Source organism: Acinetobacter sp. 1424608 (assembly GCF_000588255.1).
GTDB lineage: Bacteria > Pseudomonadota > Gammaproteobacteria > Pseudomonadales > Moraxellaceae > Acinetobacter > Acinetobacter nosocomialis.
Genome location: NZ_JFXL01000001.1, coordinates 322,599 through 340,568, shown reverse-complemented (window position 1 = coordinate 340,568; position 17,970 = coordinate 322,599). Strand labels below are relative to the sequence as shown.

The following is a 17,970-nucleotide window of genomic DNA, read 5'->3' as shown; positions in this document are numbered from 1 at the left end:
TCTATTTACGCAAATTAAAAGTTGATTCAAGAGACTCTATTTGAGCTTGTATATGATCAAGTCGTTTAGTGATTTGGGTCAATGGCACATCTGCTAATTGTCTCAAGCGCACAATCGTCTTTTTCCACTGACTATTTTCGAACAATCCAATTCCTGAAGAATAAGTTCCAGCCTCAGAAATATTTTTTGTGACCATTGACATTCCAGTTAAAGTCACATTATCAGCAATTGAAAGGTGACCTGCTACTCCACATGCGCCTGCAAGAATACAGTTTTTGCCAATTTTTGTACTACCCGCAATGCCACAGGTAGCTGCAATAGCAGTATTTGAACCAATATGAACGTTATGTGCAATTTGCACAAGGTTATCAATAATTACACCATCTTCTAAAATTGTATTATCAAGAGCACCCCGATCAATACTACAATTTGATCCAATTCGAACGTCATTTCCAATTAGAACTGATCCTAACTGAGCAATACGGTGCCATTTACCTTGATAGGGAGCAAAACCAAAACCTTCGCTACCAATTACAGTATTTGAATGAACACGCACCCGATCACCCAATTTAGAACTACCGGTAATGGTGACATGAGAGTCAATAAAACAGTCTTTCCCAACTTCTACATCATCATCAAGTTTGGTATGTGATTGAATGATTGTGTTATCACCTACTACACAATTCTCACCAATGACTACATAGTGACCAATATAAGCAGCTTCTGAAATAACAGCAGAAGGATGGATTTGAGCAGTACTTTCTATACCTTTTGAAGTAAGCTTTTTATCAAATACATGAGTAAGGAGTGCAAAAGCAAGATAAGGATTATCAACAATAATAAAATTATCTTTTTCAGGAAGATGTTCTTTTAAAGCAGCAGTAACAATGAAAGCCCCTGCACGACTTGCTTTAGCTTGTTCGAGATATTTATCACCATTTACGAAAGTAAGATGATTAACCTCTGCATTTTCTAAACTTGCTAGGTTCGAAAATTGAAGACTACCTTCACCAATTAGCTCACCTTTAACAAGGTGAGCTAATTCATCTAAACGAAATTGTTGCACTTTCATTAATTTATTTCATTGAATTAACCTTTTGTATCATTTTATCAGTTAAATCATACTTAGCGTCATAGGCAACAGTTGAATTTTTATTCAAAATAAAGTCAAGATTATTTTCTTTTCGTAATTGCTCAGCAGCTTGCTTAACTCTAGACTCAAAAGTTGTGTTCATACTTTGCAAGCTAGTTTGAACTCTAGACTGTAAGCCCTGTTGTGTTGAATTAAATTCATTTAACTTTGATTGATACTGAGATTGTAATTTTTTAATCTCATCTTCTTTCATTTTTTGACCTTGGGTCTGCGCTTGACGTTGAAGCCCTTCTAACTCTTTACCTAATTGCTCAAGTTTAGTTGTTGTTGGTTTCACAGACTGATTCAAGCTTGCGTTTTGTTGTTTCAAATAAGTACTGCTCTCAACAACTTTAGCAAGATCAATCACCCCATAACCCGCTGCATTAGCTGCTACCGAAGCCACCGTCAAGCCTAACCCTAACATTAATGTATTTAATTTTTTCATGTAAATTTCTTTCCTTATTTCGTTGTTCAATAAGATCGTACTTAGAAAGTACGACCAATTTCAAACTGGATTTCTTTAGTTTCATCACCCGGTTTATCATTTAACGGGAATGCATAGCTAAGTGACAATGGTCCAATCATAGTAATCCAGGTTACACCCACACCCACGCTATAACGTAAGTTACCTAAATCGAAGCCATAGTTATCTTCACAATATTTCTTAACATCTGTAATAGTTTGGCCATTAATCATCATGCCTTTATCACCGTATACAGAGTTATTAATATTACATTTGGTATCGAAGACCTGACCACCTTCTGCAAATAGTACAGGACGTACTTGACGAGTCCAATCACCTTTAAATGGCATAGGTAATGCTAATTCAGTACCAAATTGAACTAATGCATTACCACCCACATTTTCAGGTGAAGGATCATTCTGTTTTGTTTCTTGTAAATTTACACTGGCATATTTAGGTCCCAAAGTACTATTGTCATAGCCTCGAACAGAACCGTAACCACCCGCATAGAAGTTTTTATAGAATGGTAAATCGTTACCATAACCCAGCTTACCATAACCACGAAGCACAAAGCCTGATTTACCAATTGGTAAGAATGCTTGTGTATCATAAGTTAATTTTTGATAGTCAACATCACTACCTGGCAAACCAATTTCAAGACCTACTCGGTGAGACATACCAGATGTTGGGAAAATCGGTCTATTTAAAGTGTTATATGACCAACCCAAGTTTAAGTTATAAGTAAAGAACTCGCCATCAAAAGCACTATCATATTCTTTAAAACCACCTTCACATGTATCAGGTATTGGTTGATTTGTTTTAGGGTCAGTCTCGGTCTTACCAGTTGGACACCAATTCGACTTACCAGTTGGTTTACCACCATTTGCCAATAAATAGTCACGCACATAGGTAGAAACATAAGGACCAGTCGTTACTTTAGTATTATCAATACCTAGAGATGCACTTAAGCTTTGGTTTTCATCAATTGGATAACCAAAGCTTAAACTACCACCAAAACTATCCGTTACGTAGTTGTTAACGTTATAGTTATCATTTAACTTAGTTTTACGATAATAAACGTTATAACCACGACTTACCCCATCAATAGTAAAGTATGGGTCAGTAACACTTAGGTTGTAATAGTCTTGAGTTTCTGAACGAGACAAATCAATTGCAACTCGGTTACCAGTACCCATAAAGTTAGTTTGACTAAGTCCAGCTTGGAACGTAATACCAGCATTTTGTGAATAACCTACAGCTAATGTGGTAGTACCTGAATGTTGTTCTTCAACATTTACGTTCAAATCGACTTGGTCAGGAGAGTTTGGAATACGAGCAGGCTTAATATCAACTGTTTTAAAGAAACCTGTACGCTCTAAACGAACTTTAGACAAATCAATTTTTTCATTACTTGCTAAAGCACCTTCCATTTGACGCATTTCACGACGTAATACTTCATCAGAAGTTTTACTATTACCAGTAAAGTTAATACGACGCACTGTCACTTGCTGACCTGGGTTTACATAATAATTTAGGTCAACAACACCAGTTTCATTATTAATTTGCGGAACAATATTCACATCAGCAAAGTAATAACCTGCGTTACCATACTTTCGTAGAAGTAATTGCTTAACTGCATTTACCTTTTCTTGTGAATAGGTATCGCCATCTTTATAAATTTTTAGTGCTTGTAACTCTTCAGGCTTATAAAGCGCATCACCTAAGAATTTAGTTTGACCAAATTTAAATTGGTTACCTTCCTCAACAGCAACTTCAATAAAGATATGTTTTTTATCTTCACTAATATTAAGCTGGGAATTATTAATATTAAAATTAATATAACCCTTATTAAGGTACATAGCACGCAATGCTTCAAGGCTTGCAGCCATTTTCTCACGGGCATAACGGTCATTACGTGTAACAATTGAAGCCCAACCACTTTCTTTAACAGCAAATGCCTGTTTGATTTCACTGTCTTTAAAAACAGTATTACCAATTACATTGATATCAAAAACTTTTGCTGGCGTTCCTTCGTTAAAATTAAGTTTTAATTCAACGCGGTTATTTGGTCGCGCAACGGTATCAACAGTAACACTAGCATCATAACGACCTTGTTGGGTGTATTGCTGCTCTAATTCTGTTTGAATGGTTTGCAAAGCAGATTTCTTAAAAACCTCACCTTCTGCAACACCCATTTTTTTAAGGCCTTGTTCTAATGCCTCTTTAGGAATAAGTTTATTACCCTTAAATTCAAGTTTTGAAATAATAGGGCGTTCAATAACATTAAAGACCAAAGTATCGTTATCTTTTGATGCTTTAATATCATCAAAAAGACCCGTGGCATACAATGTTCGAATTGCTTCGGCGATCATCGGTTCATTAACGCGATCGCCACTGTTGATTGGCAACATGGTATAAACATTTGCAGGAGTAAGACGGACTAAGCCGTTTACACGAATATCTCTAACAACGAAATCATCAGCTGCATATGCTTGTTGTACCGCTGCCATAGCGCTAACAAGTGCCAAAGGCATTAAAAAATGTGTGTGCCGCATGCCAGTTTTTTCCAGTAAGTTATAAATCCATATACGTTTACAAACGCATAAAGTCATTAAATAAAGCTAAAAGCATCATACTACCGAGCAGTACCATACCAATTTTTAGACCAAACATTTGTATTTGTTCAGAAACAGGTTTCCCTCGAATAGCTTCAATAATGTAATACACTAGATGACCACCATCTAACATTGGAATTGGTAATAAGTTTAAAATTCCAAGACTTACACTCATTAAAGCCATAAAAGAGATAAAAGTTTCCCATCCCATTTCTGCACTTTGTCCAGCAACTTTTGCAATGGTAATTGGGCCAGAAAGATTTTCTAATCCAATTAATCCTTTAACCATTTTCACTATTGAATTCAAAATCATGCTAGAGATTTGGCCAGTTTTATCTAGTGCCATTTCAAAAGCTTGTATTGGAGTATATTGAATTGTTTGCTTATATTCGTCAGGAATTGTAATTTTTCCAGCATCACTTTTTACACCAAGTACACCATTGACCTGTCCCATATTATCCCGCTTTCCTTGCGGCATAACTTGTAAATGTACTAATTGCGCATGACGTAAAACATCAATATTAAGCAATTTTTCTGGAGAACGCTGTACGACTTCAACAACATCAAACCAATCTTTCATAGGCTGGCCATCAATCGCAACAATACGATCACCTACTTTCATTCCTTGACGAATAGCCGCACCATCTTCTGTTAAATCTGTTACCACAGCAGGAATTACAGGACGATAAGGCAAGAAGCCTAATATATCCAATGCCGATTCATTCTGGTTTTTTAAAAAATCTTTAATGGGTAAGACAAAATTTTTCTCTGTACCTGCACGATCAACATCGATATTTACAGTACCTGTCTCGCCTACCCGATCAATTAAAGCAAAATTTAATTTTTCCCAAGTTGTAGTCTCTTTTCCATCAACAGCAATAATTTTGTCACCCACATGCAATTGGGCCTCTGCAGCTGGAGAGTTTGGAATAATTTTACCAATTTTGGTATTTAATTGTTGTTGTGCTGGTAAAAATAAAACCCAAAAGAGAAGTACAGCAAAAATTAAGTTAATTAATGGCCCTGCAGCAACAATAGCTATACGTTTCCATGGTTTTTGTCTATTAAAAGCATACGGTAGATCTTGTTCTGCGACATTACCTTCACGCTCGTCCAACATTTTGACGTAGCCACCCAAAGGTAAAGCAGAAAGCTGATACTTGATACCCGATTTTTTAGAGGTCCATTTCAATAAAGTTGGACCAAAACCAATTGAGTAAACTAAAACTTTAACCCCAAGTTTGCGTGCAACCCAGTAATGACCAAACTCATGAATTGCAATTAAAGGACCAAGTAAAAGAGCTGCTGCTGCAATCATAAAAAGCGCATTCATTTCAGCCTCCAATACTTGATATATATTTCTGAGCTATAGATCGAGCCACTTTATCTTTATCTAAAATGCACTCAATACTTTCAGCTGCGGCATTCTCTAACTCTTGCAAAGTATGCTCTACCACTTGTGGAATATGTGTAAATCCAATCCTTTCCTTTAAGAATGCTTCAACAGCAATTTCATTTGCCGCATTCAAAATGGTAGGTGCCAAACCTCCTGCACGCATTGCTTGTCTTGCTAAATTTAATGCAGGAAATTTTTGGGTATCGGGCGCCTGAAAATTAAGTTGAGAATACTCAAATAAATCTAAAGCAGGAACACTTGTTTGTAAACGCTCAGGCCATGCTAATGCATGTGCAATTGGCGTACACATATCAGGATTACCCATTTGTGCTAATGTTGAACCATCAACATACTGCACCATAGAGTGAATAATACTTTGTGGATGAACAACAACTGTAACAAAATGTTCAGATATTGAAAATAAATGACACGCTTCAATTAACTCCAACCCTTTATTCATGAGAGTAGCCGAGTCAACTGAAATTTTTTGCCCCATTGACCAATTTGGATGTTTACATGCTTGTTGGGGTGTTACATGTTCCAACTGTTCCAAGGAATGATTTAAGAATGGGCCACCAGATGCGGTTAGCAATATTTGAGATACGCCTAGTTGAGGTTGTCCAGTTCTCTCAACTTGTAAATAGTTATGAGGTAATGACTGAAAAATGGCATTATGCTCTGAATCCACTGGTAATAATAATGCCTGATGATCACGAGCAGCTTGCATCATGATTTCACCAGACATAACCAATGCTTCTTTATTTGCAAGCAATACTCGTTTACCAGCTTTAACAGCTGCCAAAGTAGGCAACAGTCCCGCTGCCCCGACAATTGCTGCCATAACAATATCAACATCTGTATGTGATGCGATCTCAACTAGACCATCTTGCCCAATTAAAATATCAATACCTTGTATATTTTGTTGAGCAAATAAGGTGGTTAGTTCAACTATTTTCTGTTCAGGAACAACGACCACTTTAGGGCGGAACTGTTTGCAGATTTCAACAAGTTCAGAAATTCGACTATGTGCCGAAACTGCAAAGACTGAATACTTATCTGGATGTTGGCTTAAAATTTTTAATGTACTTTGCCCAATAGAACCAGTTACACCCAATATGCAAACAGATTGTGTCATCTATAAATCTACACCAATAAGCTTTAATATATACATTCCCGTTGCAAAAATCGGGGCTGCCGCGAGTAAAGAATCAATACGATCCAACACACCACCATGACCTGGCAAAACACGGCCAGAATCTTTAATACCAGCACGGCGTTTAATCATCGACTCAAATAGATCACCTAATACTGAACCGAATACTGTGACTAAAGATAAGATCAGGAATAAAAGTTGTTGAACCCAAGTTAAGTTTAAATATTGATATTGCACTACAAGCATTACAATAATTGTAGTGAGAATACCACCATATAAACCTTCTACTGATTTATTAGGGCTTACCGTAGGTGCCAATTTTCTCTTACCGAATTTACGACCTACGAAGTAAGCTCCACTATCTGCACCCCATACAAGCAAGAACAAATACATCAACCACCATGGTGAGCTTTGCCATACTACAAAAATTGCAGTCACTGCTGCACAGATAAGAATTAAACCAATGACATAAAGGGTCGCGTTATACCACCCATCAAATTCAGGAAAGGACTTAACCCAATATACACTAACGAGCCAAGTTAAAATTGAAGCAGACCATAGCAGTAATGCAATGTCGTGAAAGAACAAGGCAACGCCCGAAACAAAAGCAACAAGTAGACCATAACCCCATGCTTTAGGTTTTACTACGGCGCCAGCTTCATGAGGCATCAACTTATACCATTCATACCCCGCAACCGCTGCTGCTACAATCATAAGTACCAACATTGGATATTGTGATTGCGTAGCAAACATACAGCTTAAAACAACTGCAACAAGTACCAATGCGGTAACAATCCGCTCTAACATTATAATTTCTCGATTTTCTCTTGCTGAATTTGTTCAGATGTTTTACCGAAACGACGTTCACGCCCTGAAAAAACATTCAGTGCATGATCGAATTCCTCGACTGTAAATTCCGGCCACAAAGTATCCGTAAAATACAGTTCCGCATAAGCTGCTTGCCATAACAAGAAGTTAGATATACGGAAATCTCCACCTGTACGGATCAACAAGTCCACAGCTGGCAGATCGTTTAGACTGACATATTTTTCGAACAAATCAACATTTATTTGATCAGCGTCAATTTCACCACGTGAAACTGCTTGGGCAACTTGTTTAGCTGCATTTGCAATATCCCACATACCCCCATAGCTAATCGCAATGGTTAATGTCATGGTGTCATGATGTACTGTTTGTTGCTCTGCATCTTCCATTAAGGCAACTAAATGTGAAGGTAATCTAGAACGATCCCCTATAAAACGCAAAGCAATATTGAATTTCTTCATGCGAGGTATTTGCTCATGAATGGTTTCTTCAAGAAGCTTCATAAGCAGATCGACTTCATATTGTGGTCGATTCCAATTTTCACTCGAAAATGCAAAAACAGTTAAAGCACGGACACTAGTTTTTATACAATGTTCAACAATAGGATCAAGAATATTTTTACCTTCTCGATGCCCATCACCTTTTTGCATTTGATTTTTCTTTGCAAAGCGGTTGTTGCCATCCATAATGATGGCAACATGCTTAGGAAGATGATACTCTTCTGATTCGGTCATAAAATTAGACCTTCATCAATTCTGCTTCTTTCGCTGCAAGACGCTTATCTACTTCTGCAACATATTTATCAGTGATTTTTTGGATATCATCACCTGCACGACGCTCATCATCTTCAGAGATTTCTTTCTCTTTCAATAATGCTTTGATATCACCTAAAACATCACGACGAATGTTACGAATAGCAACTTTTGCATTTTCAGCTTCACTGCGTGCAACTTTCTGCATATCACGGCGTGTTTCTTCAGTTAAAGCTGGTAAAGGTACACGGATTGAATCAGCAGTAATTGGATTCAAACCTAAATCACTTTCACGAATTGCTTTATCAATAGCAGATACCATTGTACGTTCAAACGGTTGAACGATAAGCGTACGAGAATCTTCAACACCAACGTTCGCTACTTGGTTTAAAGGCACATCAGAACCATAGTAAGGAACCATTACCCCATTTAAAATTGATGGGTGTGCACGGCCGGTACGAACTTTAGCAAACCCTTGTTCCAAAGACTCAAGAGTTTTCATCATACGCTGTTCGCTGTCTTTTTTCAGATCGTTAATCATATGATCTTCCTTACTTATTTATTCAAGGATGTATATAACAAATTTAATTTAGCGCTAGTATAAAGAGCTTTGCGGCACACGTACATTATTTAGTAACGCGTGTACCCTCTTTTTCACCCATTACAACTGATAAAAGCGCACCAGATTTATTCATATCAAATACTTGCAATGGCACATTGTGGTCACGGCATAAGCAAATTGCTGTTAAATCCATAACACCTAACTTCTCATCTAACACCTGATCAAATGTTAAATGATCGTATTTCACTGCATCTTCATATTTGCTTGGATCTTTATTATAAACACCGTCTACTTTGGTTGCTTTCAAAATTAAATTTGCTTCAATTTCAATACCACGTAGACATGCTGCTGTATCAGTTGTGAAGAATGGATTTCCTGTTCCCGCAACGAAAACACAGACCTCGCCTTGGCTTAAATGACGGATTGCATCACGACTTGAGTATGACTCTACAACAGTACCAATTGGTAGTGCAGACATAAGACGAGTTCTAATGTTACGACGCACCAATGCATCACGCATTGCCAAACCATTCATCACAGTCGCAAGCATACCCATTTGGTCACCTGTTACACGGCCAACCAAACCATCTTTTTGCAACTGGCTTCCACGATATAAGTTACCGCCACCAACAACGATACCTACTTGCACGCCCAAGCCTACCAAATGCGCAATAGAAAGTGACATCTGATCTAAAACTTGAGCATCAATACCCATATCTTTATTACCTGATAAAGCTTCACCAGATAATTTTAATAAAATTCGTGAATAACGGGGGCTGATTGTTTCCGCCATGATTTTGCTCCAAGACCTCTTAAACTGAATGCTTTTTGAATCGCGATTCGATTAGACCGATTTAATTTTAATTAACTTTGCAAATAAGTCGTATTCATCCGCATCGGTAATTTCGACTTCCAACATATCGCCTGGTTGAATCGTGCTCTTATCGATATCTTCTACAAAGACATTACCGTCAATTTCCGGAGCATCGGCATAAGAACGTGCAACAGCAACAGGATATTCATCTTCCAAACTATCGACTAATACAGTCATCGTTTGACCAATACGTTTTTGTAATTTGGCAGCAGATATTTGCTGCTGCACTTGCATAAAGCGCTCGTAACGCTCTTGCTTAATTTCTTCTGGCACATGATCTGGTAAATCATTTGCCGTAGCGCCTTCTACTGGTGAATAGGTAAAGCACCCTACACGATCAAGTTGAGCTTCAACCAACCAATCGAGCAAAATCTGGAAGTCTTCTTCAGTTTCGCCTGGAAAACCAACCACAAAAGTAGAACGGATTACAAGATCAGGGCATTTTTCACGCCATAATTTAATTTTTTCTAAAGTATTTTCACTATGCGCCGGACGTTTCATTAATTTAAGAACACGTGGGCTTGCATGTTGGAAAGGAATATCGAGGTATGGCAAGATTTTACCTTGAGCCATCAAATCGATTACTGCATCAACATGTGGATATGGATATACATAATGTAGACGAACCCAGATTCCAAGCTGACCAAGTGCTTCACACATGTCAAAGAATTTGGTTTTTACAGGTTGGCCATTCCAGAAGTCCAGCTTATATTTAGTATCTACACCATAAGCTGAAGTATCTTGTGAAATAACCAAAATTTCTTTCACACCTGCGCGTTTTAATGCGGCAGCTTCTTCTAATACGCTACCAACCGGACGTGATACTAAATCACCGCGCATACTTGGGATGATACAGAAGGTACAACGATGGTTACAGCCTTCAGATATTTTCAAATAAGCATAATGTTTAGGTGTTAAACGGATACCTTGCTCAGGAACAAGATCAATAAACGGATTATGTTTAGGCGGTGCTGGCACATATTCATGTACAGCTTCCATAACGTCCTGGGAAGCTGCTGCACCAGTGACTTTTAAAACATTAGGGTGCATTTGACGAATTTTATCTTCGTCTTTACCCAAACAACCTGTAACAATAACTCGGCCATTTTCACTCATGGCTTCGCCAATTGCATCTAACGATTCTTGTACTGCAGATTCAATAAAACCACAGGTATTAACAACAACTAAATCAGCACCATCATAATCTGATGCAACTTGATAACCTTCAGTCTTTAACTGAGTTAAAATTCGTTCAGAATCTACCAATGCCTTAGGACAACCTAAAGAAACAAAACCGACTTTGGGGGTCTTCATGAATCTGCGCTCCACTTGAATGCGCGTATTGTATGTCTTTTCTCGTCTCAAGCATAGGTGGAAACCCCACTCTTTGTGTAATGCACCAAAATACAACCAATATTTGCACCAAAACTCAATATTGCACCAAGTTGGATCATGATATTATTGGTATATACCTCCATATTTTTGACCAAAAGATATTAAGAACGATTTTAGAGCGCTTTAACTACGCTTGAAACCTTAAAATAATCCATAAACAAAGTTGGCGTACATTTTGCATCATGCATGTTCTATAACGGTGAAAACCGATAACTAATGAAGATGCCATTGCGCCATTTTAAGACAGGAACGATTCGCTAATGGATCAACACACACCTATCGACTATCGCCTTTTGGTAGACAACTTAACTACTGCGATTTTACTAATCGATAGTAACTTTAATATTTTTTATTTAAATTCTGCTTGTGAAGCACTTTTTGACATTAGTTTGCTTCGCGCTTCTGGACAACCGGTTTTAAATTTACTTCATGCCCCTGATGATACTTTTAATACACATGAAGCGTTACTCAATACTCTAAAAACAGGACAGCCTTATACACGTCGTGAAGCTGTAATTAATGTCAACTTTAAAGACTTACATGTTGATTATACGGTTTCCCAGTTAAATGCAGGCAAAAGCTACCACCCGCTCTTACTTATTGAGCTAAATCCAATTGATCGGATGTTGAAAATTTCTAAAGAAGAAAACCTAATTCAACAACATCAGGTGGCTAGACAACTGGTTAGAGGTGTGGCTCATGAGATTAAAAATCCTCTGGCTGGTATCAGGGGTGCAACTCAGTTACTTGCTCGTAGTTTAAATGACGAGAGTTATGCTGAATTTACAGATGTCATTATTAATGAGGTAGACCGTCTCACCAATTTAGCAGACACTATGCTAGGTTCAAGACAACTGCCGAGTTATGAAAACGTAAATGTGCATGAACCTTTGGAACGCGTACGCTCTTTAATCGCAAATCAAACCAAGAAAAAAATCAAAATTACGCGTGACTATGATTTATCTTTACCGGATGTAAAAGCCGATCGAGATCAACTTATCCAAGTCATGCTCAATATTAGCGTTAATGCAATTCAAGCTATCACAGAAAATAAATCTTTTTTTATAGATCAAGAGCCTGAATTAATTTTACGTACCCGAATTCAACGTCTAGTCACTATTAATGGTGTACTCAATCGCTCTGCGGTACGAGTCGATATTGAGGACAATGGACCGGGTATTCCCGAAAGCATTTTAGAGTCTGTGTTTTATCCTTTGGTTACAGGACGAGCAAAAGGCACAGGCCTTGGCCTGAGTATTGCACAGAACATCATGCATCAACATAACGGAATGATTGAATGCCAATCAGTTCCTGGAAAAACAATGTTTAGCTTATATTTACCTTGGGAGTCAGACCGTGTCGCGAAATAAAATATGGGTTATTGATGACGATCGCGCCATGCGATGGGTACTTGAAAAGACCTTTAAAGAAGAAGGATTTGACGTCACCAATTTTGAAGAAGCTCAAACAGCACTCGAACGTTTACATCATGATGCGCCGGATGTCATCTTAACTGACATCCGTATGCCAGGCATTGATGGATTAACTTTCTTATCTAAAGTAAAAAACTCTCATCCTGATTTGCCTGTGATCATTATGACAGCGCATTCGGACTTAGAGTCTGCTGTATCTAGCTATCAAACTGGTGCATTTGAGTATTTACCAAAACCGTTTGATATTGATGAAGCTTTAGCTTTAGTCAATCGAGCAATTTTACATATCAATAAATTGCAGCAGCAAGAGGCTACAAAAACTGCTTCTCCGCTACAATCGACAGAAATTATTGGTGAATCTCCGGCTATGCAAGAGGTTTTCCGGGCAATTGGTCGCTTATCTCAGTCGCATATTACCGTTTTAATTAATGGTGAGTCAGGAACAGGTAAAGAATTAGTTGCACATGCTTTACATAAGCATTCACCACGCAGAGCCAAACCATTTATTGCTCTAAACATGGCAGCAATTCCGAAAGACTTGATCGAAACAGAATTATTTGGCCATGAAAAAGGTGCTTTTACTGGCGCGAATACTCAACATCAAGGTCGCTTTGAACAAGCCAATGGTGGCACTCTCTTCCTTGATGAAATTGGTGACATGCCATTTGAAACACAGACGCGATTACTACGTGTACTCGCAGATGGTGAGTTTTACCGCGTTGGCGGGCATATCCCTGTTAAAGTTGATGTTCGGATCGTAGCGGCAACACACCAAGATTTAGAAAAATTGGTAAATGAAGGTCGCTTCCGTGAAGACTTATACCACCGTCTAAATGTAATTCGTATTCATATTCCTAAGCTTGCACATCGAAGTGAAGATATTCCGATGTTAGCTCAACATTTCTTGGCTCGTGCTGGTAAAGAGTTAGGCGTAAGTCCAAAGATTTTACGTACCGAGACAACTGACTATATGCAGCAATTACCATGGCCCGGTAATGTTCGTCAGCTTGAAAATACCTGCCGCTGGTTAACCGTCATGATTACTGGCCGTGAGGTTTACCCAGAAGATTTACCTTCAGAACTTAAACAAGTTCCACTTCAAAAAAATAGTGAAGCTAGCCAACCTGCTCCATCTTTTGAGCGTATTTCTTTACATCATTGGGATGAGCTACTAAGTCAATGGGCAATTCAAAAACTCAAAAATGGCGAAATGAAGATTTTGGATATTGCTACACCAATGTTTGAGCGCACTTTAATTAATGCTGCACTACAGCAAACTCGTGGGCGCAAACGTCATGCAGCCGAGCTATTAGGTTGGGGCCGTAACACTCTAACCCGAAAGTTAAAAGAACTAGGTATGGATTCTGCTGATGACGATGATGAGGATGAACACAAAGTAACTTTGTCTGAAGCTTAATAATCATTCGTAAAAGAAAAAGCGACTAAATCCATTAGTCGCTTTTTCTTTATCTTGATTTACATTGAAAAGACATGGTTAAACTAAAATGTGAACATACAGTTACATCATTAAAAACCTTCAAAATATTTCATAAATATTTGTATTTTAAAATATTTATTCAAACTAAATTTTATATTACTGTTTATCAAGCAACCTAAAAATATAGCGATGACCATCCTTAAAGATAGTTTTGTTATACTAGTTAAGCAGTATTAATTGTCGTTATTAAATTTTATGCATGATCCAGTCCTTGAGTCATATCATCCTATATGTGACAAACCTCAAACACGTCGCGGTGTAGAACGTCGTTTAGCACTATTGCTAAGCGCAACCGAACTGTTTTTGGAAAAAGGATATGATGCTGTCTCTTTAGATGACATCGTCAATCATGCTGGTGGTTCAAAAGCTTCTATTTATAAATACTTTGGTAATAAAGAAGGTTTATTTACTGCAATTTGCGATTACCGCCGTGAGATGTTCTTTAAAGATATTTGTATTGCATTTCAACCAGATCAGGCTTCTTTAAAAGAATACTTAATTCAAACTCTTATCCGTTTTTATAACCACATTATTCAACCTGAGCATATTGCTTTTTTACGTTTGGTTATTGAACAAACCCAGTGGAATGCAACTTTGAGCAAATATTTATACGAAAAATGCGCTCAAGACGTACAAAATACCATTGCTCAAGCACTACTTATTTCTCATCAGGCTGGTGAAATTACTTGTACCTCTCCCGATCACTCATCTCTCATGTATTTTGGGATTTTACGTGATATTGAGTGGCGTATGATTATGGGCATGCCACTGCCAACCAATGAATATGAAGTATTTGATTATATTCATTATTGTGTAGAAATTTTCTTAAAAGGCCACCATAAAGTCTAATTCTTTTGCATTTTGAAATGCTTATAGTATAGTAGACTTCTTTTTTCCCACATCCACCCAGCCAACAACAGATAATTGTTGTATTTCAAAGACAATTATTATGGAGTAGCTACATGGCTTTAAGACATTTCCTGACTTTACGTGATCTATCTACATTAGAACTCAATCGCGTTTTACAGCGCGCAAGCGAACTAAAAAAAATGCAACAAAGCAATAAGGTGTATCAACCTTTTGTTGGTAAAGTATTGGGAATGATTTTTGAAAAATCGAGTACACGTACGCGTATTTCTTTTGAAGCCGGTATTAATCAATTTGGTGGTAGTGCTATCTTTTTATCACCTCGCGATACACAGCTAGGTCGCGGTGAACCTATCGAAGATTCAGCACGCGTTATTTCAAGTATGCTTGATATTGTGATGATTCGTACGTTTGGTCATGACATTGTTGAACGTTTTGCATCTTATTCAAAAGTTCCTGTGATTAATGGCCTAACTGATGACCACCACCCTTGTCAGCTACTCGCAGATTTACAAACTTACATTGAACATCGCGGTAGTATCGAAGGTAAAACCGTAGCGTGGATTGGTGATGGTAATAATATGTGTAACTCATATATTGAAGCTGCACATTTAATGGGTTTTAAATTAAAAATTGCTTCACCCAAAGGTTTTGAACCTAAACCTGAATTTTTAGCAGAATTTGGTCATTGCGTTGAGCTTTTTGATAATGCTGAAGATGCGGCTGTAAATGCTGACCTTATCGTTACAGATGTTTGGGCAAGCATGGGGCAAGAAGAAGAACAAAAATTACGTAAGAACGCATTTGCGGCTTTTCAGGTAAATGAAAAACTGATGAGTCTTGCACACCCAGATTGTTTATTTATGCATTGTTTACCAGCCCATCGCGGTGAAGAAATTTCAGAAACAATGCTTGATCATAAAAACTCTGTTGTATGGGATGAAGCTGAAAATCGTCTACATGCACAAAAAGCTTTAATGGAATTTTTATTGAATGAAAATTTGAAAAAAGCTTAATCTTGATATAAAAACAGCACCTTTAAGGTGCTGTTTTTTTTATTTCTATAAAATACTTATTTTTCTAGTTTATTTTTTTAAAATTTTTCATGATGTTGCTGAATATATAAACAGACTATATTTCAACTACACTCTAGAATCGTGTATAACATTCTACACAATAAGCCAAGCCTACTCTTGTAGAGTGCGATTATGACAACCCTTGAAGAATCACTATCTCAAATCCCTGCATTTTCAATTATTCATGAACATTTGTTTAGTTCAGCACAACCTTCTATTGAACAGCTTAAACTTATTAAAGAGTATGGTTGTAGTACCGTTATCAATTTAGCTTTGACAAACTCACCAGATTGTATAGAAAACGAAGATCGGGTTTGTCTTGAGCATGGTTTAAATTACATTCATATTCCAATTGACTGGGAAACACCATCTTCTGACCAATGCTTATTGGTTTTAGATTTAATTGATCATTTGGTTCAAAATGAAATTGTTTGGTTACATTGTGCCAAAAATAAACGCGTAAGTTGTCTTATGTATGTCTACAGACAATTTTATATGAATATGGACATGCCTACTTCCCAAGATTTACTGCACAAAATTTGGGAGCCAAATGAAACTTGGACAGGTCTTATCCATAGTATTACCTTACAGCTACAAGGCCGTAAGGCTACTTTAGAACTCCAGCAGTCTTTGCAACAAGCTGATAATTTAGTCTAATTAGAGATTAATACCGTCGCTGTTGCTAAAATTCCTTCTTGGCGACCAGTAAACCCGAGTTTTTCGGTAGTGGTCGCTTTGATGCTAATTTGATTTAAATCCACATTCAAAACATCCGCAATGCTTTGTCGCATCTCTAAATTATGTTTCGCTAATTTAGGACGTTCGCAGGCTACAGTAATATCAGCATTATTTAAACGATAACCACGGTCTAAGATTAGTTGATAAACGTGTTTTAGTAGTACACGACTATCTGCACCCTTAAACTCTGGATCGGTATCTGGAAAATGCTGACCAATATCTCCAAGCGCTAGTGCACCTAATAAAGCGTCACATAGTGCATGTAACACGACATCACCATCAGAATGTGCTTTCAGGCCATGCGTATGCGGAATCTGAATGCCAGCTAAAGTTACGAAGTTACCCTCTTCAAAGGCATGCACATCCATTCCTTGACCAATACGAATTTGAGCAACCATATAAACTCTTTCCTTCTATTATAAAAGCTTAAGAAATCTTGTATTCAACCGTTGTGTTTCGCTATAGTACACTTAGCAAAGTAGACTGAAAGTATAAGCGATCATGCCGTCGAATACTGATATGAATCAATTGAAAAGATTAAGTTTTGTCGTGACATTGAGTTGTTTATGCTCATCGCTTGTTTTTGCAGAATCCATTGACTGCTCCAACGCAAAATCAGAGCTCAAAATCTGTTCAAAAAACTTTAGCGAAGCACGAAAGCAACTCAACAACAAATATCTTTCTGCATACTTAGTTACAGATGCCCCATTACAGCTTCTACAAGATACTCAAACATTGTGGTTTAAACATACGCAACAATGTAAAACCAATTCATGTATTCAACAACAGTTTGACGTACGTGGTGATGATTTAAATTTTTATGCTTCACTTAAGCAAACCCTAACACAGCATTACCTTAAATTTGAAAATGGGCACATTGCAGCCCAACCTGTTCATTTACAAATCCATCAACTTGCTAAAGATAAAATCAAAATAGAAGGGTTAGCTTACCGTAATCCGAATAACCGAAAAGAAGCCCAAACTATTTCATTAATGGCTTATAGCTCTCCAGAGCAGAAAAGTGAAATTTTAGATAACGAGCATAACTGCAAATACAAATTTGATTTTCAAAAGGCCTTACTTGTTGTAAAGACTCAACAAAAAGGCTGTGAGCGATTTACTGGTGTTTATCGACTATATGATTAATTGATATAAAATAAAAAAGCCAGTGCATCTACACTGGCTTTT

General features: G+C 37.5%; 17 protein-coding genes. 6 read left to right on the top strand and 11 right to left on the bottom strand.

The features are described from left to right. Position 1: 1 nt before the first annotated feature. The 10 genes from lpxD to rimO all read right to left on the bottom strand — a co-directional run bounded on the left by lpxD (position 2) and on the right by rimO (position 11,089). Positions 2 to 1,072, bottom strand: coding sequence for a UDP-3-O-(3-hydroxymyristoyl)glucosamine N-acyltransferase (gene lpxD / locus J678_RS06330; protein ID WP_017394094.1), 1,071 nt, complete (start codon positions 1,070 to 1,072; stop codon positions 2 to 4). A 4-nt stretch (positions 1,073 to 1,076) separates the two neighbouring features. Next, the gene (locus tag J678_RS06325) at positions 1,077 to 1,580 is read right to left on the bottom strand and encodes an OmpH family outer membrane protein (RefSeq protein WP_002049593.1); all 504 of its coding nucleotides are present in this window, start codon (positions 1,578 to 1,580) and stop codon (positions 1,077 to 1,079) included. 41 nt (positions 1,581 to 1,621) lie between these two features. After that, positions 1,622 to 4,153, bottom strand: a complete 2,532-nt coding sequence (bamA, locus tag J678_RS06320) for an outer membrane protein assembly factor BamA (protein ID WP_025466180.1) — start codon at positions 4,151 to 4,153, stop codon at positions 1,622 to 1,624. A gap of 37 nt (positions 4,154 to 4,190) precedes the next feature. Beyond that, a complete protein-coding gene (rseP, locus tag J678_RS06315) occupies positions 4,191 to 5,546 on the bottom strand; it encodes an RIP metalloprotease RseP (protein WP_002049590.1) in 1,356 nt (451 codons plus the stop codon). A 1-nt stretch (position 5,547) separates the two neighbouring features. Further along, complete coding sequence (ispC, locus tag J678_RS06310) at positions 5,548 to 6,744, bottom strand: 1-deoxy-D-xylulose-5-phosphate reductoisomerase (protein ID WP_004708403.1); 1,197 nt, start codon at positions 6,742 to 6,744, stop codon at positions 5,548 to 5,550. Further along, entirely contained in the window at positions 6,745 to 7,569 is an 825-nt protein-coding gene (locus tag J678_RS06305; protein WP_017394096.1) for a phosphatidate cytidylyltransferase, read from the bottom strand. Next, complete coding sequence (uppS, locus tag J678_RS06300; protein WP_004708401.1) at positions 7,569 to 8,321, bottom strand: polyprenyl diphosphate synthase; 753 nt, start codon at positions 8,319 to 8,321, stop codon at positions 7,569 to 7,571. Before uppS ends, J678_RS06305 begins: the two co-directional genes overlap by 1 nt. A gap of 4 nt (positions 8,322 to 8,325) precedes the next feature. After that, a complete protein-coding gene (gene frr, locus J678_RS06295) occupies positions 8,326 to 8,880 on the bottom strand; it encodes a ribosome recycling factor (RefSeq protein ID WP_002049637.1) in 555 nt (184 codons plus the stop codon). Positions 8,881 to 8,965: 85 nt separating this feature from the next. Next, a complete protein-coding gene (gene pyrH / locus J678_RS06290) occupies positions 8,966 to 9,694 on the bottom strand; it encodes a UMP kinase (RefSeq protein WP_000852257.1) in 729 nt (242 codons plus the stop codon). Between the two features lie 51 nt (positions 9,695 to 9,745). Next, positions 9,746 to 11,089, bottom strand: coding sequence for a 30S ribosomal protein S12 methylthiotransferase RimO (gene rimO / locus J678_RS06285; RefSeq protein ID WP_032027199.1), 1,344 nt, complete (start codon positions 11,087 to 11,089; stop codon positions 9,746 to 9,748). 341 nt (positions 11,090 to 11,430) lie between these two features. Between rimO and glnL the strand changes: the two genes are divergently transcribed. The 5 genes from glnL to J678_RS06260 all read left to right on the top strand — a co-directional run bounded on the left by glnL (position 11,431) and on the right by J678_RS06260 (position 16,701). Beyond that, the gene (gene glnL, locus J678_RS06280) at positions 11,431 to 12,540 is read left to right on the top strand and encodes a nitrogen regulation protein NR(II) (RefSeq protein WP_002049598.1); all 1,110 of its coding nucleotides are present in this window, start codon (positions 11,431 to 11,433) and stop codon (positions 12,538 to 12,540) included. Further along, the gene (gene glnG, locus J678_RS06275; RefSeq protein ID WP_004708399.1) at positions 12,527 to 14,020 is read left to right on the top strand and encodes a nitrogen regulation protein NR(I); all 1,494 of its coding nucleotides are present in this window, start codon (positions 12,527 to 12,529) and stop codon (positions 14,018 to 14,020) included. The genes glnL and glnG overlap by 14 nt, the downstream gene beginning before the upstream one ends. A 276-nt stretch (positions 14,021 to 14,296) precedes the next feature. Next, entirely contained in the window at positions 14,297 to 14,950 is a 654-nt protein-coding gene (adeN, locus tag J678_RS06270; protein WP_031956313.1) for a multidrug efflux transcriptional repressor AdeN, read from the top strand. Between the two features lie 113 nt (positions 14,951 to 15,063). Next, positions 15,064 to 15,984 carry an ornithine carbamoyltransferase gene (gene argF, locus J678_RS06265; RefSeq protein WP_002049620.1) on the top strand — a complete coding sequence of 307 codons (921 nt, stop codon included), beginning with the start codon at positions 15,064 to 15,066 and terminating at the stop codon, positions 15,982 to 15,984. 192 nt (positions 15,985 to 16,176) lie between these two features. Then, a complete protein-coding gene (locus J678_RS06260; protein WP_025466181.1) occupies positions 16,177 to 16,701 on the top strand; it encodes a protein tyrosine phosphatase family protein in 525 nt (174 codons plus the stop codon). Here the strand turns inward: J678_RS06260 and ispF are convergent. After that, positions 16,698 to 17,180 carry a 2-C-methyl-D-erythritol 2,4-cyclodiphosphate synthase gene (gene ispF, locus J678_RS06255; RefSeq protein WP_002049661.1) on the bottom strand — a complete coding sequence of 161 codons (483 nt, stop codon included), beginning with the start codon at positions 17,178 to 17,180 and terminating at the stop codon, positions 16,698 to 16,700. The genes J678_RS06260 and ispF overlap by 4 nt on opposite strands. A 103-nt stretch (positions 17,181 to 17,283) precedes the next feature. Between ispF and J678_RS0103865 the strand changes: the two genes are divergently transcribed. Continuing rightward, positions 17,284 to 17,928, top strand: a complete 645-nt coding sequence (locus J678_RS0103865; protein WP_016804874.1) for a hypothetical protein — start codon at positions 17,284 to 17,286, stop codon at positions 17,926 to 17,928. The last annotated feature ends 42 nt before the right edge of the window (positions 17,929 to 17,970 follow it).

Excerpts from the sequence above, each read along its gene's own strand:
- lpxD (WP_017394094.1), bottom strand. The coding sequence starts at position 1,072 with ATGAAAGTGCAACAATTTCGTTTAGATGAATTAGCTCACCTTGTTAAA.
- J678_RS06325 (WP_002049593.1), bottom strand. The coding sequence starts at position 1,580 with ATGAAAAAATTAAATACATTAATGTTAGGGTTAGGCTTGACGGTGGCT.
- bamA (WP_025466180.1), bottom strand. The coding sequence starts at position 4,153 with ATGCGGCACACACATTTTTTAATGCCTTTGGCACTTGTTAGCGCTATG.
- rseP (WP_002049590.1), bottom strand. The coding sequence starts at position 5,546 with ATGAATGCGCTTTTTATGATTGCAGCAGCAGCTCTTTTACTTGGTCCT.
- ispC (WP_004708403.1), bottom strand. The coding sequence starts at position 6,744 with ATGACACAATCTGTTTGCATATTGGGTGTAACTGGTTCTATTGGGCAA.
- J678_RS06305 (WP_017394096.1), bottom strand. The coding sequence starts at position 7,569 with ATGTTAGAGCGGATTGTTACCGCATTGGTACTTGTTGCAGTTGTTTTA.
- uppS (WP_004708401.1), bottom strand. The coding sequence starts at position 8,321 with ATGACCGAATCAGAAGAGTATCATCTTCCTAAGCATGTTGCCATCATT.
- frr (WP_002049637.1), bottom strand. The coding sequence starts at position 8,880 with ATGATTAACGATCTGAAAAAAGACAGCGAACAGCGTATGATGAAAACT.
- pyrH (WP_000852257.1), bottom strand. The coding sequence starts at position 9,694 with ATGGCGGAAACAATCAGCCCCCGTTATTCACGAATTTTATTAAAATTA.
- rimO (WP_032027199.1), bottom strand. The coding sequence starts at position 11,089 with ATGAAGACCCCCAAAGTCGGTTTTGTTTCTTTAGGTTGTCCTAAGGCA.
- glnL (WP_002049598.1), top strand. The coding sequence starts at position 11,431 with ATGGATCAACACACACCTATCGACTATCGCCTTTTGGTAGACAACTTA.
- adeN (WP_031956313.1), top strand. The coding sequence starts at position 14,297 with ATGCATGATCCAGTCCTTGAGTCATATCATCCTATATGTGACAAACCT.
- argF (WP_002049620.1), top strand. The coding sequence starts at position 15,064 with ATGGCTTTAAGACATTTCCTGACTTTACGTGATCTATCTACATTAGAA.
- J678_RS06260 (WP_025466181.1), top strand. The coding sequence starts at position 16,177 with ATGACAACCCTTGAAGAATCACTATCTCAAATCCCTGCATTTTCAATT.
- ispF (WP_002049661.1), bottom strand. The coding sequence starts at position 17,180 with ATGGTTGCTCAAATTCGTATTGGTCAAGGAATGGATGTGCATGCCTTT.
- J678_RS0103865 (WP_016804874.1), top strand. The coding sequence starts at position 17,284 with ATGCCGTCGAATACTGATATGAATCAATTGAAAAGATTAAGTTTTGTC.